This window comes from Streptomyces sp. 3214.6 (assembly GCF_900129855.1).
GTDB lineage: Bacteria > Actinomycetota > Actinomycetes > Streptomycetales > Streptomycetaceae > Streptomyces > Streptomyces soliscabiei.
Map to the genome: position 1 here is coordinate 3607242 of NZ_LT670819.1, position 14184 is coordinate 3621425.

The following is a 14184-nucleotide window of genomic DNA, read 5'->3' on the forward strand; positions in this document are numbered from 1 at the left end:
GCTAGGCAGCCGTTAACAGATTAGGCCGCCTGGCCGACCGCTCGGCCGAAGAGAAGACGAAAGAGAACGGGGACCCACCATGCCCACCTCCACATCCACCTCCGCCTCCACGCCCGACATCGACGCACCCGAGATGCCGGCCCCGCGGGTGCACGAGTTCCCCGCGCACAGCGTGGGCGGGGGGCTCGCGCTGCTGCTCGGGCTGGTCGGGCTGCTGGCCGGCGGCGGGATGATCGCCACGGCCACCGCCGTGACCGCGATCGGCGTCAAGGCCGTGCTGATCACCGGGGGCATCCTGGTCGCCCTCGCCGCGTTCCTCGCGATGTGCGGGCTGAACACGGTGGCGCCGGGCGAGGCCCGCGTGGTGCAGCTCTTCGGCCGCTACCGGGGCACCATCCGCGAGGACGGGCTGCGCTGGGTGAACCCCTTCACCTCCCGCGAGAAGATCTCCACCCGGGTGCGCAATCACGAGACGGCCGTCCTGAAGGTCAACGACGCCTACGGCAACCCGATCGAGCTCGCCGCGGTCGTGGTGTGGAACGTGCAGGACACCGCGCAGGCCAGCTTCGAGGTGGACGACTTCCTGGAGTTCGTCGCCACCCAGACCGAGGCGGCCGTCCGGCACATCGCCATCGAGTACCCCTACGACTCGCACGACGAGAACGGGCTCTCGCTGCGCGGCAACGCCGAGGAAATCACCGAGAAGCTCGCCATAGAGCTGCACGCGCGCGTGGAGGCGGCCGGAGTGCGGATCATCGAGTCCCGCTTCACCCACCTCGCGTACGCTCCCGAGATCGCCTCGGCGATGCTCCAGCGGCAGCAGGCGGGCGCGGTGGTCGCGGCGCGGCGGGAGATCGTGGACGGGGCGGTGGGGATGGTCGAGGCGGCGCTCAGCCGGATCGCCGAGCAGGGCATCGTGGAACTTGACGAGGAGCGGAAGGCGGCGATGGTGTCCAACCTGATGGTGGTGCTGTGCGGGGACCGGGCGCCCCAGCCGGTCCTGAACACCGGAACCCTCTACCAGTGACGGTTCCCGCCGGGGGTTCGGCCCCTCAAGGTCGGCCGCAGCGCAAGCAGGTGCTGCTGCGGCTGGACCCGCTCGTCTACGACGCGCTGGCCCGCTGGGCCTCCGACGAGTTGCGGTCGGCGAACGCGCAGATCGAGTTCCTGCTGCGGAAGGCGCTGAAGGAGGCGGGGCGGCTGCCGGGAGAGACGGGACCGCTGCCCCGCCGCGGGCGCCCCCCGGGGGGCTCTCCCCCGCGCCCCCCGTCGGCCTGAACGGCCTCGCCGCCGCCTGTTGCAGAACGGTGACAATCGGCCCCCACCTGCGCACGCGTACCCACCGCTGCGACCTGCACACCCCACGTATACACACCAGGTATACACCGCATGTACAGTCCTCCTCATGTCCATCGGTCACACCCTCCTGGGACTCCTGGAGTCCGGGCCCCGCCACGGTTACGACCTCAAGCGGGCCTTCGACGAGAAGTTCGGTCACGACCGGCCCCTGCACTACGGCCAGGTCTACTCGACGATGTCCCGTCTGCTGAAGAACGGTCTCGTCGAGGTCGACGGCATCGAGGCCGGCGGCGGCCCCGAGCGCAAGCGGTACGCGATCACCGACGCCGGCGTCACCGACGTGGAGCGCTGGCTCGGCACGCCCGAGAAGCCCGAGCCGTATCTGCAGTCGACGCTCTACACCAAAGTCGTCCTCGCGCTGCTCACGCACCGCGACGCGGCCGAGATCCTCGACACGCAGCGGTCCGAGCATCTGCGCAGCATGCGCATCCTCACCGACCGCAAGCGCAAGGGCGACCTCGCCGACCAGCTGATCTGCGACCATGCCCTGTTCCACCTCGAGGCCGACCTGCGCTGGCTGGAGCTGGCCGCCGCGCGCCTCGACAAGCTGAAGGCGGCGGTGACTGCGTGAACGCTCCCGGGGGATCCCTGCTCATCGCCGAGAACCTGCGCAAGGCGTACGGCCCGACCATGGCGCTGGACGGCGCCGAGTTCTCCATCCATCCCGGCGAGGTCGTCGCCGTGATGGGCCCGTCCGGGTCCGGCAAGTCGACGCTGCTGCACTGCCTCGCCGGCATCGTGACGCCCGACTCCGGTTCGATCCTGTACGACGGCCGTGACCTCGCGAAGATGAGCGACGCCCAGCGCAGTCAGCTGCGGCGCTCGGAGTTCGGGTTCGTGTTCCAGTTCGGACAGCTCGTGCCGGAACTGACCTGCGTGGAGAACGTGGCGCTGCCGCTGCGGCTGAACGGCGCCCCGCGCAAGCAGGCCGAGCGCACCGCCCTGAGCTGGATGGAGCGCCTGGAGGTCGACGACCTCGGCAAGAAGCGGCCCGGTGAGGTGTCCGGCGGGCAGGGACAGCGGGTGGCCGTGGCGCGCTCGCTCGTCACCAGCCCGCGCGTGATCTTCGCGGACGAGCCGACCGGCGCGCTGGACTCGCTCAACGGCGAGCGCGTGATGGAGCTCCTCACCGAGGCCGCCCGCACCGCCAACGCGGCCGTCGTCCTCGTCACGCACGAGGCCCGGGTGGCCGCCTACTCCGACCGCGAGATCGTCGTACGGGACGGGAAGTCGCGGGACATGGAGCGGGTCGTATGAGCCTGCGCCAGTGGAACCGGGACCTGGGCATGGGGGTCCGGTTCGCCTTCGCCGGCGGACGGGAGGGCTGGGTCAGGGCCATTCTGACGGCGGTGGGCGTCGGCCTCGGCGTGGCGGTCCTGCTGCTGACGACGGCCGTGCCGAACGTGCTCTCGGTGCGTCACGACCGTGAACAGGCCCGGCTGGACTGGGCGTTCGGCGAATCGGAGCCCGCCAAGGCCGACGACACCCTGCTGATCGTCGGGTCCGACACCGACTTCCGCGACAAGAGCGTGCGCGGCCGACTCGTGGAGCCGGAAGGCCCGAGGGCCCCGCTGCCGCCCGGTGTGAGCGAGTTCCCGGCAAAGGGCGACATGGTCGTCTCGCCCGCGCTGAAGAAGCTGCTCGCCGCAGACGATTCGGCGCTGCTGCGAGAGCGCCTGCCGTACCGGATCGTCGGGACCATCGGGGAATCCGGACTCATCGGCTCCCAGGAGCTCGCCTACTACGCGGGCGGCTCCGGGCTCGCCTCGCACCTCGACACCGGGGTGACCCGGCTGAAGGAGTTCGGGAACCCGAACCCGACGCACGAGCGACCCGACCCGGTGCTGGTCCTGCTGGTCCTCGTCATCATCGTGGTGCTGCTGATGCCGGTGGCCGTGTTCATCGCCGCGGCCGTGCGGTTCGGCGGCGAGCGCCGCGACCGCAGGCTCGCCGCCCTCCGGCTGATCGGTTCCGACGGCCGGATGACCCGGCGTATCGCGGCGGGCGAGGCGATGGCCGGCTCGCTGCTCGGCCTGGTCCTCGGCGCGGTCTTCTTCCTGATCGGCCGCCAGGCGGCGGGCACGGTCGAGGTGATGGACATCAGCGTGTGGCCCAGCTACCTCAACCCCTCCCCCGCGCTGGCCGCGCTGGTCGTCCTGGCGGTGCCGACGGCCGCCATCCTGGTCACCCTCCTCGCGCTGCGCGGTGTGGTGATCGAGCCGCTCGGCGTGGTGCGCACGGCGAAGCCCGCACGGCGCCGGCTGTGGTGGCGGCTGCTGATGCCGGTGGCCGGCCTCGCGATGCTCTTCCCGATGATCGGACAGGGCCGCGAGAACGGGGACTTCAACCAGTATCTGGTGACCGGCGGCGTCCTGCTGCTCCTCATCGGGATCACCTCGCTGCTGCCCTGGCTCGTGGAGACGGTCGTCGCCCGGCTCGGTTCGGGCGGTGTCGCCTGGCAACTGGCCGTACGACGACTGCAGTTGAGCAGCGGTACGGCGGCCCGAATGGTCAACGGCATCGCGGTGGCGGTGGCCGGGGCGATCGCGCTGCAGATGCTCTTCGCGGGCGTGGACGGCGACTACACCAAGCCCACCGGCCAGGACCTCACCCGGGCGCAGATGCAGGTGCGGGTACCGGACGGCCTCCCGATGGCTCCGACCGCCCAGAAGTTCACCGACACCAAGGGCGTCCGCAAGGTCACCGCCCTGTGGGAGGGCTATGTGGGCGACGCCTCCTGGCGGAGCCACGACGGACCGAACACGGTCGTCGACCTGACCGTGGGCGACTGCTCGGCCCTGGGCGAGGTGGCGAAGCTGCCCTCGTGCAAGGACGGCGACGTGTTCGTGCTGGACGGCGGCGCGAACGCCCCCGAGGAGCCGCAGCTGAACAAGCCCGGCACGAAGCTGTACCTGGACCAGTCCTCCTCCGAGCACGGCCCGGAGATCACCTGGACCGTGCCCGCGGGCATCGTCACGGCCAAGTCCTCCAAGGGCCTGGTCGACTGGGAGCGAGGCGGCTTCCTGATGACGCCGAGCGCGCTGCCCAAGGCGGCCGAGAACACGGTCAGAGGTGAGCTGTACCTCTCGATCGACGATTCCGTGCCCGACGCCTACGAGTACGCACGTAACACGGCGGCCCAGTTGGATCCGCTGGCCGAGCCGTTGGCCTGGGCGTCCACCAAGCAGGACAAGAGGTTCACCTCCATCCGCACCGGTCTGCTCGTCGGCTCCGCCTGTGTGCTGCTGCTGATCGGGGCGAGCCTGCTGGTCTCGCAGCTGGAGCAACTGCGCGAACGCAAGAAGCTGCTGTCGTCGCTGGTCGCCTTCGGCACCCGGCGGCGCACACTGGGCCTGTCGGTGCTGTGGCAGACGGCGATCCCGATCGCGCTGGGCCTGCTGCTGGCCCTGGCGGTGGGGCTCACGCTCGGGGCCGTGCTGCTGAAGATGACGTCCACCCCGGTGGGCGTGGACTGGGCGAGCGTGCTGGCGATGACCGGCTGCGGCGCGGGGGTCGTCCTGCTGGTGACGCTGCTGAGCCTGCCGCCGCTGATGCGGCTGATGCGACCGGACGGCCTGCGCACCGAGTAGCCCCTCCCCGTCCACACCCGCCACGCCGGCCACACGGCCACGGCAACCCCGGCAACCCCGGCAAGGGCCTCTCCCCACACCTGGGGAGGGGCCCTTCGTACGCGGACCCGGCCCCGTCCGACGAGCTGTGCCCTTGCACCGGGACCGAGGGCGAGGCCACCCTGGAACCGATCAAGCTGCCGGCCGGGAGTGAACTGCTATGACGCTGGATGCGCTGACGTCCACGATTCCGGACTACGCCAGGGACCTGAGACTCAATCTGGGCTCGGTCATCGGCGACTCCAAGCTGTCCGCACAGCAGTTGTGGGGCACCGTGCTGGTGACCGCGATCGCCGCGCGCTCCCCCCTCGTGCTGCGCGAGCTGGCCCCGGAGGCGAAGGCGAACCTCTCGCCACAGGCGTACACCGCGGCCAGGTCGGCGGCGGCCGTCATGGCGATGAACAACGTCTTCTACCGGACCCGCCATCTGCTCTCCGACCACGAGTACGCCAACCTGCGCCCCGGTCTGCGGATGAACGTCATCGGCAACCCCGGTGTCGAGAAGGTCGACTTCGAGCTGTGGTCGCTCGCCGTCTCCGCCGTCAACGGCTGCGGTCTGTGCCTCGACTCGCACGAGCAGAAGCTGCGCAAGGCGGGCGTCGACCGCGAGGTCGTCCAGGAGGCCTTCAAGATCGCCTCGGTGATCCAGGCGCTCGCGGTGACGCTGGACGCGGAAGAGGTGCTCGCCGACTGCGCGACGTGAGGTTCACTCGCCCGTCGTGACCGAGGCGTCATCGGCCGAGGGCTGCGGCTTCCGGTCCTCCGGCGCGGGAGCCGGTGCCGCGGCCGGTGCGGCCACCGGTGCGACACCGGCCGCCGTGGCCCCCCGTGGCCGCGGCGACTGCCGCAGGGCCTGCTCCCGGGAGTAGGCGTGCAGATAGCCGACCACGGTGTTCGTCACGGCCACCAGGGGCACGGCCACGATCGCGCCGCCGATGCCGGCCACCATGCCGCCCGCCGCGACCGACAGGACCACCGCCAGCGGGTGGACGCGGACCGCGCGGCCGAGGATGAACGGCTGAAGGATGTGGCCCTCGATCTGTTGCACGGCCAGCACCACCGCCAGGACCATCACCGCGGTGAACACGCCCTGCGTGACGAGTGCGACCACGACGGCCAGCGCGCCGGAGGCGACCGCGCCGACCAGCGGGATGAACGAGAACAGGAAGATGAACACGGCGAGCGGGACGGCCATCGGCACGTCGAGGAAGTAGATACCGAGGCCGATGAAGATCGCGTCGATCAGCGCGACTATCACCGTGCCGCGCACATACGCCGTGAGCGTCGCCCAGGCCCGCGGACCCGCTCCCGCCACGCCCGGCCGGGCCGCCGCCGGGACCAGCTTGAGCGTCCACTCCCAGATCCGCTTGCCGTCGTAGAGCAGGAAGAGCGTCGAGAAGAACGCCAGGAGGATGCCGGTGAGCGCCTCGACCACGACGGTGACGCCTTCCAGGCCCACCGAGGTGATCGCGTCGGTGTTGTCGCCGATCGCCTCGCGCAGGTTCTTGGCGATGCCGTTGATCTGTTTGTCGGTGACGTGGAAGGGGCTGTTGAGCAGCCAGCGGCGCAGGTCGTCGATGCCGCCCTGGACCTGGTCGGAGAGGTTGTCGATGTTCGCCATGACCTGCCAGGTCACGAACCAGCCCATCAGGCCGATGATGACGAACCCGAGGATCGCCGTCAGCGCGGTGGCGGGCCCTCCGGGCACGCCGACCCGCTTCAGTCGGGCGACGGTGGGTTCCAGGAGCGCGGTGAGCAGCAGGGCCACCACGAAGGCCATGACGACGAGTTGGACCGCGCTGATCACCTTGATCAGGATCCAGACGGTCCCGGCGAGCACCAGCAGCCGCCAGCCGGCCTCGGCGGCGACCCGCACCCCCCACGGCACGGCCTGCACGGGGTCGGGACGCGGACTGCGCGGCGGAAATTCCTCGGCCTCGGCAGGCACCGGAGCGGCCGTGCCGGCCGCGGTGGTCGCGCTGGTCGCGGTGGTCGCGGTGGCCGTGGCGGTCTCGGCGGGGGGCGGCGGCGGTGCCGGCTCGGGGCCCTCACTCTCCCGCTCGACCTCCGCGCGCCGTTCGTCGAGCAGCTCCCCCATTTGCGTCAGACCGGCGCCCAGCCGGCCGAGCCACCCTGGCACTCGCGACATGATCGGTCCTCTTCCCCCGTCTCTCCCCACCACTCCCCCTGGAGTCGTCGGTCCCGGCCGTACCGACCGTACAGGGCGAAAGCCCCTCCCCCTATGACGGGGAGGGGCTGCGCAGGGTTGAGCGAGAGATGTGGCGCCGGCTCAGTAGGAGTGGTTGGCCTGCCAGTAGTCCCAGGCGCCGCAGGGGCTGTCGTAGCGATCGTTCATGTAGTTCAGGCCCCACTTGATCTGGGTGGCCGGGTTGGTCCGCCAGTCGGCGCCGACCGACGACATCTTCGAGGCGGGGTAGGCCTGGACGAGGCCGTAGGCGCCGGAGGAGGGGTTGACGGCCTGATAGTTCCAGGTGGACTCGTGGTTCACGATGTTGCTGAAGCACTGGAACTGGTCGGCGGGCACGATCTGCCGGGCGATGGCCTGGACCTCGGCGACGGTGTACGACGACTGTTGGGCGAAGCTGCCGGGGTCCACGGTCGAGCTGGAGGCGGACTTGGTCTGCGCCTCGGCGCGTTCCTTGGCCTCCTGGTCGGCCTTCGCCTTGTCCGCGGCGTCCTTGGCGGCCTTCTGCTTGGCCACCGCGTCCTTGGCCGCCTGCTTGCGGGCCGTCTCCTCCGCCGACTTCCTGGCGGAGGTGTCGGCCGCGATGGCCTGCGCGGAGGCCTGCTGGGTCAGGGAAGCGGTCTGTACCTGGGCCTGCTGGCCTACCGGTAAGTCCGCGAGGAGGGTCGAGTCGCCCGCCGTCGCCTCGGCGTCGTCGTTGGTCTGCGCGACGCTGCCCTGGGCGACGCCCATGACGGCGCCGACAGTGGTGACGGCGGTGGCAGAGGCCACGGCGAAGCCCCGGGCCGATATCCGGCTCACACGTATTCCTTCTGCTGAGTCATCAGGTGGTCAGGGTGAGGGGGGATGAACGGCCGGGGCCGCACGGGTCCTGCTAGTACCAGTGGTTGGCCTGCCAGAACGACCACGCCTCACAGGGGCTGCCGTACCGGCTGTCCATGTAGTTCAGGCCCCACTTGATCTGGGTGGCCGGGTTGGTCTGCCAGTCGGAGCCGGCGGACGCGTACTTGCCGGCGGGCAGCGCCTGGAAGAGGCCGTAGGCACCGGAGGAGGCGTTGACCGCGTGGTAGTTCCAGCTGGACTCGTGGTCCACGATGTTGCTGAAGCACTGGAACTGGCCGCTGGGCACCATCTGTGCCGCCATCGCCTGGATCTGCCCGACGGAGTAGGAGCTGAGGATCGGGAAGTCGCCCGCGCTGCGGCTGGCCTTGGTCTTGGCCTCGGCACGCTCCTTGGCCGCCTTCTCGGCGGCCTCCTTCTTCGCGACGGCCGTCTCGGCGGCGGCCTTGCGGGCCGCTTCCTCGGCGTCCTTCTTCGCGCCCTCGTCCGCGGCGATGGCCTGGTAGCTGGCCTGCTGCGCGAGGGACGCCGTCTGCACCTGGGCCTGCTGGCCCACGGGCAGGTCGGCGAGGAGCGTCGCGTCGCTTGCCGTCGCCTCTGCGTCGTTGGGCTGCGCGACACTGCCCGAGGCAACGCCGACGACGCTTCCGACAGCGGTGACCGCCGTGGCCGAGGCCACTGCGAATCCCCGGACCGAGATCCGGCTCACACGGTTTTCCTTCCAGCATCGCCCGCTTCGGTGACCCTGGCGGACGCAATCGTGCCCCTGACGCTGGTCTCCGAACTGCGGGGTCACAGGAGACACGGGCCCGGTGGGCAACTCCCGCTACGGGAGCGCCGCGTGATGCTCGGGCGGCATACGACGTCGGTATGGAGTTGAGAGGTGAAGCTCAAGTTGTTCTGCACCGCTGGGGGTACAGGTGTGTCGTATGCGGGGCCTGACAGGACTGAGACTCTGCCGTAACCAAACGCGCAAGGCAATTCCGAGTTGCGTGTGAAAGCTCACATCTCTTTCACCCCGAGGGATTTCACGAAAGGCCCACACGCGAAGGCGCCGCCCGGCTAGGCTCACTGCCTTTGCCGGACGGCGCCAACTCACCTCAGCGTTTATAAAGTTGTCCGATCAGGCTCAGATCCCTCAGATCTGCCCGTCCTCCAGCATTTCGGTCACAAGTGCCGCGATCTGGGACCTCTCGGACCGGTTCAGCGTCACGTGCGCGAAGAGCGGGTGCCCCTTCAGTTTCTCGACGACGGCGACCACACCGTCGTAACGCCCGACCCGCAGATTGTCCCTTTGCGCCACATCGTGGGTCAGAACGACCCGGGAATTCGCTCCGATACGGGACAGAACGGTGAGAAGTACATTCCGTTCGAGCGACTGGGCCTCGTCGACGATCACGAAGGCGTCGTGGAGGGAACGGCCCCGGATGTGAGTCAGGGGCAGCACCTCCAGCATCCCGCGGGCGGTGATCTCCTCGATGACCTCGCGGCTGGTGACCGCGGACAGCGTGTCGAAGACCGCCTGCGCCCAGGGGCCCATCTTGTCGGCCTCGGAACCGGGCAGATAGCCCAGCTCCTGCCCGCCCACCGCGTACAGCGGCCGGAAGACCATCACCTTCTGGTGCTGGCGGCGCTCCAGGACCGCCTCCAGGCCCGCGCAGAGCGCGAGCGCGGACTTGCCGGTGCCGGCCCGGCCGCCCATCGACAGGATCCCGACGTCCGGGTCGAGCAGCAGATCGAGGGCGATGCGCTGCTCGGCGCTGCGGCCCTTGATGCCGAACGCCTCCCGGTCGCCGCGCACGAGGCGCACATTGCCTTCGGCGGTGACCCGGCCGAGCGCCTTGCCGCGCTCGGACTGGATGGTCAGACCGGTGTGCACGGGAAGGTCGGCGACCTCGGGCACGTAGGTGTGGCCGACCTCGAAGAGGATGTCCACCTGCTCGGCGGACAGGCTCAGTTCGGACATTCCGGTCCAGCCGGAGGAGCCCGTGATGGCGAGCTCGGCGCGGTACTCCTCGGCGAGGAGACCGACCGAGGACGCCTTGATCCTGAGCGGAAGGTCCTTCGACACGACGGTGACGTCGAACCCCTCGGCCTGCAGGTTGCGGGCGACCGCGAGGATGCGGGAGTCGTTGTCCCCCAGGCGGTAGCCGGTCGGCAGCACACTGGGGTCCGAGTGGTTGAGCTCGACACGGACGGTGCCGCCGAGTTCCCCGATCGGGATGGGGGCGTCGAGGCGACCGAACTTCACCCGGTAGTCGTCCAGCAGACGCAGCGCCTGCCGGGCGAAGTAGCCGAGTTCCGGATGGTGCCGCTTGGCCTCCAGTTCCGTGACCACCACGATGGGGAGCACGACCTCGTGCTCCTCGAAGCGGGTCATGGCGTTCGGGTCGGCCAGCAGGACGCTGGTGTCGAGAACATAGGTGCGCCGGTCTGGCATACGGCGCTTTGTGCTGGTCACCACGGAAGGACGTACCCCCTCGGATGAGGTCGGGGAGCGACGGAGTGGAGCTGGACCGGTTCTCGGCCGCTCTGCACGGGCCGAGAACCGGCCCCCCGCTGCTTCTTCCGTGCCGTGACCGCACGGTCGGGCTGGTGCAAAGGGCCTCCCGGGCGGACGGCCCCGTGCCGTCCGCTGAGATCCGACACCCGTGGTTCGGGCGTCGACCTGCTTGGCTTATGCCCTCGAACATGCGCCGCCATGCCACGGCATATGACGGCGCGCCGGTGAACTCCTCGTTACGTCCTTCGTTACTTCCGCCCCTGGCGACCCGCCGGTAGCCCGCAGCAGGCGCCGGCGGGCCGGCTGTGTCAGCCGCCGTAACGCCGGTGTCGGGCCGCGTAGTCGCGCAGGGCGCGCAGGAAGTCGACCTTGCGGAAGGCCGGCCAGAAGACCTCACAGAAGTAGTACTCCGCATGGGCCGTCTGCCACAGCATGAATCCGGACAGCCGCTGCTCGCCGCTGGTGCGGATCACCAGATCGGGGTCGGGCTGTGCGCCGGTGTAGAGGTGGCGGCCGATCAGGTCGACGCTGACGGAGTCGGCGAGGTCCTCCATCGAGGTGCCCTTGTCGGCGGCGTCCACGATCATCGAGCGCACGGCGTCGGCGATCTCCTGGCGGCCGCCGTAGCCGATGGCGACGTTGACCAGTATTCCGTCGACGTGGGCGGTGGACTCCTCGGCCTCCTTCAGCGCGGTCTGCACATGGGAGGGGAGGATGTCGGGGGTGCCGACGTGGTGGACGCGCCAGCGGCCGTCGGCGGCGAGGGTGCGCACGACGTCCTCGATGATGCCGAGGAGCGGAACGAGTTCCTCCTGCGGGCGGTCGAGGTTGTCCGTCGACAGCAGCCACAGGGTGACGACCTCGACGTCCGTCTCGGTGCACCAGCCGAGGAACTCCTCGATCTTGTCGGCGCCGGCGCGGTGGCCGTGTTCGGTGGTGGAACCCGCGGCCTTTGCCCAGCGTCGGTTGCCGTCCATGATGACGCCGATGTGCTTGGGCACCTGAGCGTGGTCCAGGTGACCTTCCACCCGGCGTGCGTACAGCCTGACCAGAAGGCCGCGCAGCTTGTCGCGCAGGTTCACGTGAATGTCAGCCCCTCCGTACGGTGCGGTCCCCGCGGGGCGCAGCCTACCCCTGCGGGGCTTGGGTCGTTGAGCCGGGTGGGCACGGAGCGGGTGCGGGGGAGGGCGGACGGGAGGCGCGCGGGGGCACAAAAAACGGGCCGGTCCGTGGGGGGGAGACGGACCGGCCCGAGGGGGGGTTTCCACCATAACCCTTCGTAAGTGATGCTGCGTGCATCGGCGCGCCACAACTACTCTCCGGAGTCACCCGGCAACGCGCCGGTGGCCGTTTAAGGCATGGTTCATGAGTGGTTCATGGCCAAAACGCAGCGGATTCCCAGGGGAATGGGGGCGTTTGCCGGAGGAAGCAGAGGTTTTGGAGCGGCTTGGGCGAGGGCCGGTGAGTTGTCCGAGGGTCCCCCCGATGGGCTAACCCGACCGCGAACGCCGTCTTGACGCGGGCGTCACCGCGCAGCCCCCTCCACTGCGCGGTGACGTCCACGCAGCTTTGCTCACGCGAATTGCCTGGCCTCGAACTTACGTCAGGTCCACGCCGAATGTGAACTGTTCGCGATAACGATGTGGAAACCCCGCGGAGGCGGCGGGTCGCGCGGATGGAGGGGTGGACGGAGAGGCGGAAGGAGGGGTGGTGCCGGTCCGGGGGCGCTCGGGGGGTGCACGGCGGCGCAGAGGACAGGATCTGACCTGTTTGCCCCCTAACGTCGACGCCATGACCTTGAGGATCAGTTGGCGAGAGGCCTCCGCACGGAGGCTCGAACGACAGTTCCTGGCCAATTCGCCGGCAGGCGGTCCGAGGCCGCCCGCGAACGGCGTCGAGGACGTCGTCGCGGCCATGCTCGGCGCCCACGCACAGGTGCCGTCCGCGGCGGAGGTGGCGATCGGGGTGCGTGCGGCAGGAGTGACGCGGAAGGACGTGCGGGCCGCCCTGTGGGAGGAGCGCTCACTGGTGCGTACGCACGGCCCGCGCGGGACCGTCCACCTCCTCCCCGCCGACGAACTCCCTTCGCCAAGTGGTTGGCGACGAAGGAGAGTTGGGCGACGGGCCTGTTCGGGGAACTGGCGGCTCAGGGAGCGGTGGAGGAGGTGCTCTTCGAGGGCGCACGGGCCTGGGTGGTGGCCGGAGACACCGTTGCCTCGAGCACCTCCCCGACGTGTTCGGCCCGTTCCCCGAGTTCCCGTGTTCGAACTGGTCATCGGCGAGGTGACCACGGGACCACACGCCTGAGAGGCGGTGGGGCGCGGTCAGTTGGTCGGTTTGCGGGCCGCTATGAGGTGGCGGGTGCTGTGCGCGACGAACGGGCCCTCGGCCTCGATGCGCTCGTGCAGGGCGCGGAGTCGGGGCCGGTACGTCTCCACCGTGAAGCCCGGGACCATCCACACCACCTTGCGCAGGAAGTGCACGACGGCGGCGATGTCGTGAAACTCGACCCGCAGCCGTTCCGCCCGCAGGTCGACGATCTCCAGCCCCGCCGCCTCGGCCCCGGCCCGCTCCCGCTCGGGATGCCGGGTGCTGCTCACCTCGTCGGGCTGCGGCCCCAGGAAGTACTCGACGAGCTCGAAGACGCTGCGAGGGCCGACGTGCTGGGCGAAGTAGGTCCCGCCGGGTTCCAGGACACGGGCGATCTCACCCCAGAGGGGCCGGACCGGATGCCTGCTGCCCACCAGGTCGAAGGTGGCGTCCGCGAAGGGCAGCGGGGCGTCCTCCGGGCAGGCGACGACCGCGATGCCGCGCGGTCGGAGCAGTGCGGTGGCCTTGGCGACGTTCGCAGGCCAGCCCTCGGTCGCGACGGTGAGGACGGGCGCCTCGGGGCCGATGCGGGCGAGGGCGAAGTCCAGGACCTCCCCTCCCCCGGTCTGGATGTCGAGCGCGGCCGTCGCCCCGGCCAGCCGCTCGGCCAACGACACCGCGTACCCCCACGACGGCCGCTCCTCGGTGGCCCGCCCTTCGAACCACGAGAAGTCCCATCCCTCGGTGGGGACGGCGGCCCCTTCGGCCAGGAGGTCCTCGAAGCTGGGGCGCGGGTCGCGGTCGTCGGCGCTCATAGGGCGATCGTCACAGAAGAGGGACGCGGACGCCGCCGATTTTTATGCCGGTGCGGTCCAAGGGGAGGGCGGCAGGAGGAGGGGCTCTGTCTCCCTCACGGAGCTTCGCCGTCGGTCCGCCCCGCCTCGACCGAGACCCGCGCCCCCGCCTTCACCCCCCACCCCGCCATGACCCCCGCCTCCGCCTCCAGCACATGCCGTGCGCGCAGGCGCGGTCGGCCCAGCCGGCCGGGGCGCATCGTGCGGACGGCGAGGACGGTGAGGTCGCGGGTCAGGTAGGCGACATCGATGGGGATGCGCATGCGGAAGGTGTGGATGCCGGAAGCGGGCGACAGCAACAACGCGCCGTCGACGGCGTCCCGGCCCAGGAGGCCCTTTGTACGGGCCCGGTAGGACGTGGCGAACTCCAACGGCACGGTCACACTCGCGCCGCCGTCCCCCTGCACCGTCAACCGCCCCCGCCCGTCACGCCAACGCCTCATGTCCCGCCTTTCGCGTCCTGTACGGGCTATGTGATGCGCA

14 protein-coding genes are annotated in these 14184 nt (G+C 70.2%); 7 read left to right on the plus strand and 7 right to left on the minus strand.

Annotated features, from left to right (window positions below):
• The first annotated feature begins 79 nt into the window (after positions 1 to 79).
• The 6 genes from B5557_RS15980 to B5557_RS16005 all read left to right on the plus strand — a co-directional run bounded on the left by B5557_RS15980 (position 80) and on the right by B5557_RS16005 (position 5691).
• The gene (locus B5557_RS15980) at positions 80 to 1027 is read left to right on the plus strand and encodes an SPFH domain-containing protein (protein WP_079660008.1); all 948 of its coding nucleotides are present in this window, start codon (positions 80 to 82) and stop codon (positions 1025 to 1027) included.
• Complete coding sequence (locus B5557_RS15985; RefSeq protein ID WP_079660010.1) at positions 1024 to 1278, plus strand: hypothetical protein; 255 nt, start codon at positions 1024 to 1026, stop codon at positions 1276 to 1278. Before B5557_RS15980 ends, B5557_RS15985 begins: the two co-directional genes overlap by 4 nt.
• 127 nt (positions 1279 to 1405) lie before the next feature.
• The gene (locus B5557_RS15990) at positions 1406 to 1930 is read left to right on the plus strand and encodes a PadR family transcriptional regulator (protein ID WP_079660011.1); all 525 of its coding nucleotides are present in this window, start codon (positions 1406 to 1408) and stop codon (positions 1928 to 1930) included.
• Positions 1927 to 2616, plus strand: coding sequence for an ABC transporter ATP-binding protein (locus B5557_RS15995; protein WP_079660013.1), 690 nt, complete (start codon positions 1927 to 1929; stop codon positions 2614 to 2616). Before B5557_RS15990 ends, B5557_RS15995 begins: the two co-directional genes overlap by 4 nt.
• Positions 2613 to 4949 carry an FtsX-like permease family protein gene (locus B5557_RS16000; protein WP_079660014.1) on the plus strand — a complete coding sequence of 779 codons (2337 nt, stop codon included), beginning with the start codon at positions 2613 to 2615 and terminating at the stop codon, positions 4947 to 4949. Before B5557_RS15995 ends, B5557_RS16000 begins: the two co-directional genes overlap by 4 nt.
• 199 nt (positions 4950 to 5148) lie before the next feature.
• Positions 5149 to 5691 (plus strand): alkyl hydroperoxide reductase, encoded by a 543-nt coding sequence (locus B5557_RS16005; protein WP_079660016.1) that lies wholly within the window; start codon positions 5149 to 5151, stop codon positions 5689 to 5691.
• Positions 5692 to 5694: 3 nt separating this feature from the next.
• On the opposite strand, the gene B5557_RS16010 is transcribed toward B5557_RS16005, so the two are convergent.
• From B5557_RS16010 to B5557_RS16035, 5 genes are all read right to left on the minus strand, one after another.
• Positions 5695 to 7137, minus strand: a complete 1443-nt coding sequence (locus B5557_RS16010) for an AI-2E family transporter (protein ID WP_079660017.1) — start codon at positions 7135 to 7137, stop codon at positions 5695 to 5697.
• 141 nt (positions 7138 to 7278) lie between these two features.
• Positions 7279 to 7995, minus strand: coding sequence for a transglycosylase SLT domain-containing protein (locus B5557_RS16015; protein WP_079660019.1), 717 nt, complete (start codon positions 7993 to 7995; stop codon positions 7279 to 7281).
• 73 nt (positions 7996 to 8068) lie between these two features.
• On the minus strand, positions 8069 to 8743 hold the full coding sequence (locus B5557_RS16020; protein WP_079660021.1) for a transglycosylase SLT domain-containing protein: 675 nt from the start codon (positions 8741 to 8743) through the stop codon (positions 8069 to 8071).
• Positions 8744 to 9172: 429 nt separating this feature from the next.
• The gene (locus B5557_RS16025) at positions 9173 to 10498 is read right to left on the minus strand and encodes a PhoH family protein (RefSeq protein ID WP_079660022.1); all 1326 of its coding nucleotides are present in this window, start codon (positions 10496 to 10498) and stop codon (positions 9173 to 9175) included.
• Between the two features lie 347 nt (positions 10499 to 10845).
• Entirely contained in the window at positions 10846 to 11619 is a 774-nt protein-coding gene (locus tag B5557_RS16035; protein WP_079660025.1) for an isoprenyl transferase, read from the minus strand.
• 709 nt (positions 11620 to 12328) lie between these two features.
• On the opposite strand from B5557_RS16035, the gene B5557_RS46250 reads away from it, so the two are divergent.
• Positions 12329 to 12844 carry a DNA glycosylase AlkZ-like family protein gene (locus B5557_RS46250; protein ID WP_079660027.1) on the plus strand — a complete coding sequence of 172 codons (516 nt, stop codon included), beginning with the start codon at positions 12329 to 12331 and terminating at the stop codon, positions 12842 to 12844.
• A 17-nt stretch (positions 12845 to 12861) separates the two neighbouring features.
• On the opposite strand, the gene B5557_RS16045 is transcribed toward B5557_RS46250, so the two are convergent.
• Both B5557_RS16045 and B5557_RS16050 read right to left on the minus strand, forming a co-directional pair.
• Positions 12862 to 13662, minus strand: coding sequence for a class I SAM-dependent methyltransferase (locus tag B5557_RS16045; RefSeq protein ID WP_079660028.1), 801 nt, complete (start codon positions 13660 to 13662; stop codon positions 12862 to 12864).
• A 95-nt stretch (positions 13663 to 13757) separates the two neighbouring features.
• Complete coding sequence (locus B5557_RS16050; protein ID WP_079660030.1) at positions 13758 to 14144, minus strand: DUF192 domain-containing protein; 387 nt, start codon at positions 14142 to 14144, stop codon at positions 13758 to 13760.
• Between the last annotated feature and the right edge of the window lie 40 nt (positions 14145 to 14184).

Bases quoted from the DNA above. Each gene is read 5' to 3' on its own strand.
- B5557_RS16005 (WP_079660016.1), top strand. From the start codon at position 5,149: ATGACGCTGGATGCGCTGACGTCCACGATTCCGGACTACGCCAGGGAC.
- B5557_RS16000 (WP_079660014.1), top strand. From the start codon at position 2,613: ATGAGCCTGCGCCAGTGGAACCGGGACCTGGGCATGGGGGTCCGGTTC.
- B5557_RS16045 (WP_079660028.1), bottom strand. From the start codon at position 13,662: ATGAGCGCCGACGACCGCGACCCGCGCCCCAGCTTCGAGGACCTCCTG.
- B5557_RS16010 (WP_079660017.1), bottom strand. From the start codon at position 7,137: ATGTCGCGAGTGCCAGGGTGGCTCGGCCGGCTGGGCGCCGGTCTGACG.
- B5557_RS16050 (WP_079660030.1), bottom strand. From the start codon at position 14,144: ATGAGGCGTTGGCGTGACGGGCGGGGGCGGTTGACGGTGCAGGGGGAC.
- B5557_RS46250 (WP_079660027.1), top strand. From the start codon at position 12,329: ATGACCTTGAGGATCAGTTGGCGAGAGGCCTCCGCACGGAGGCTCGAA.
- B5557_RS15980 (WP_079660008.1), top strand. From the start codon at position 80: ATGCCCACCTCCACATCCACCTCCGCCTCCACGCCCGACATCGACGCA.
- B5557_RS15990 (WP_079660011.1), top strand. From the start codon at position 1,406: ATGTCCATCGGTCACACCCTCCTGGGACTCCTGGAGTCCGGGCCCCGC.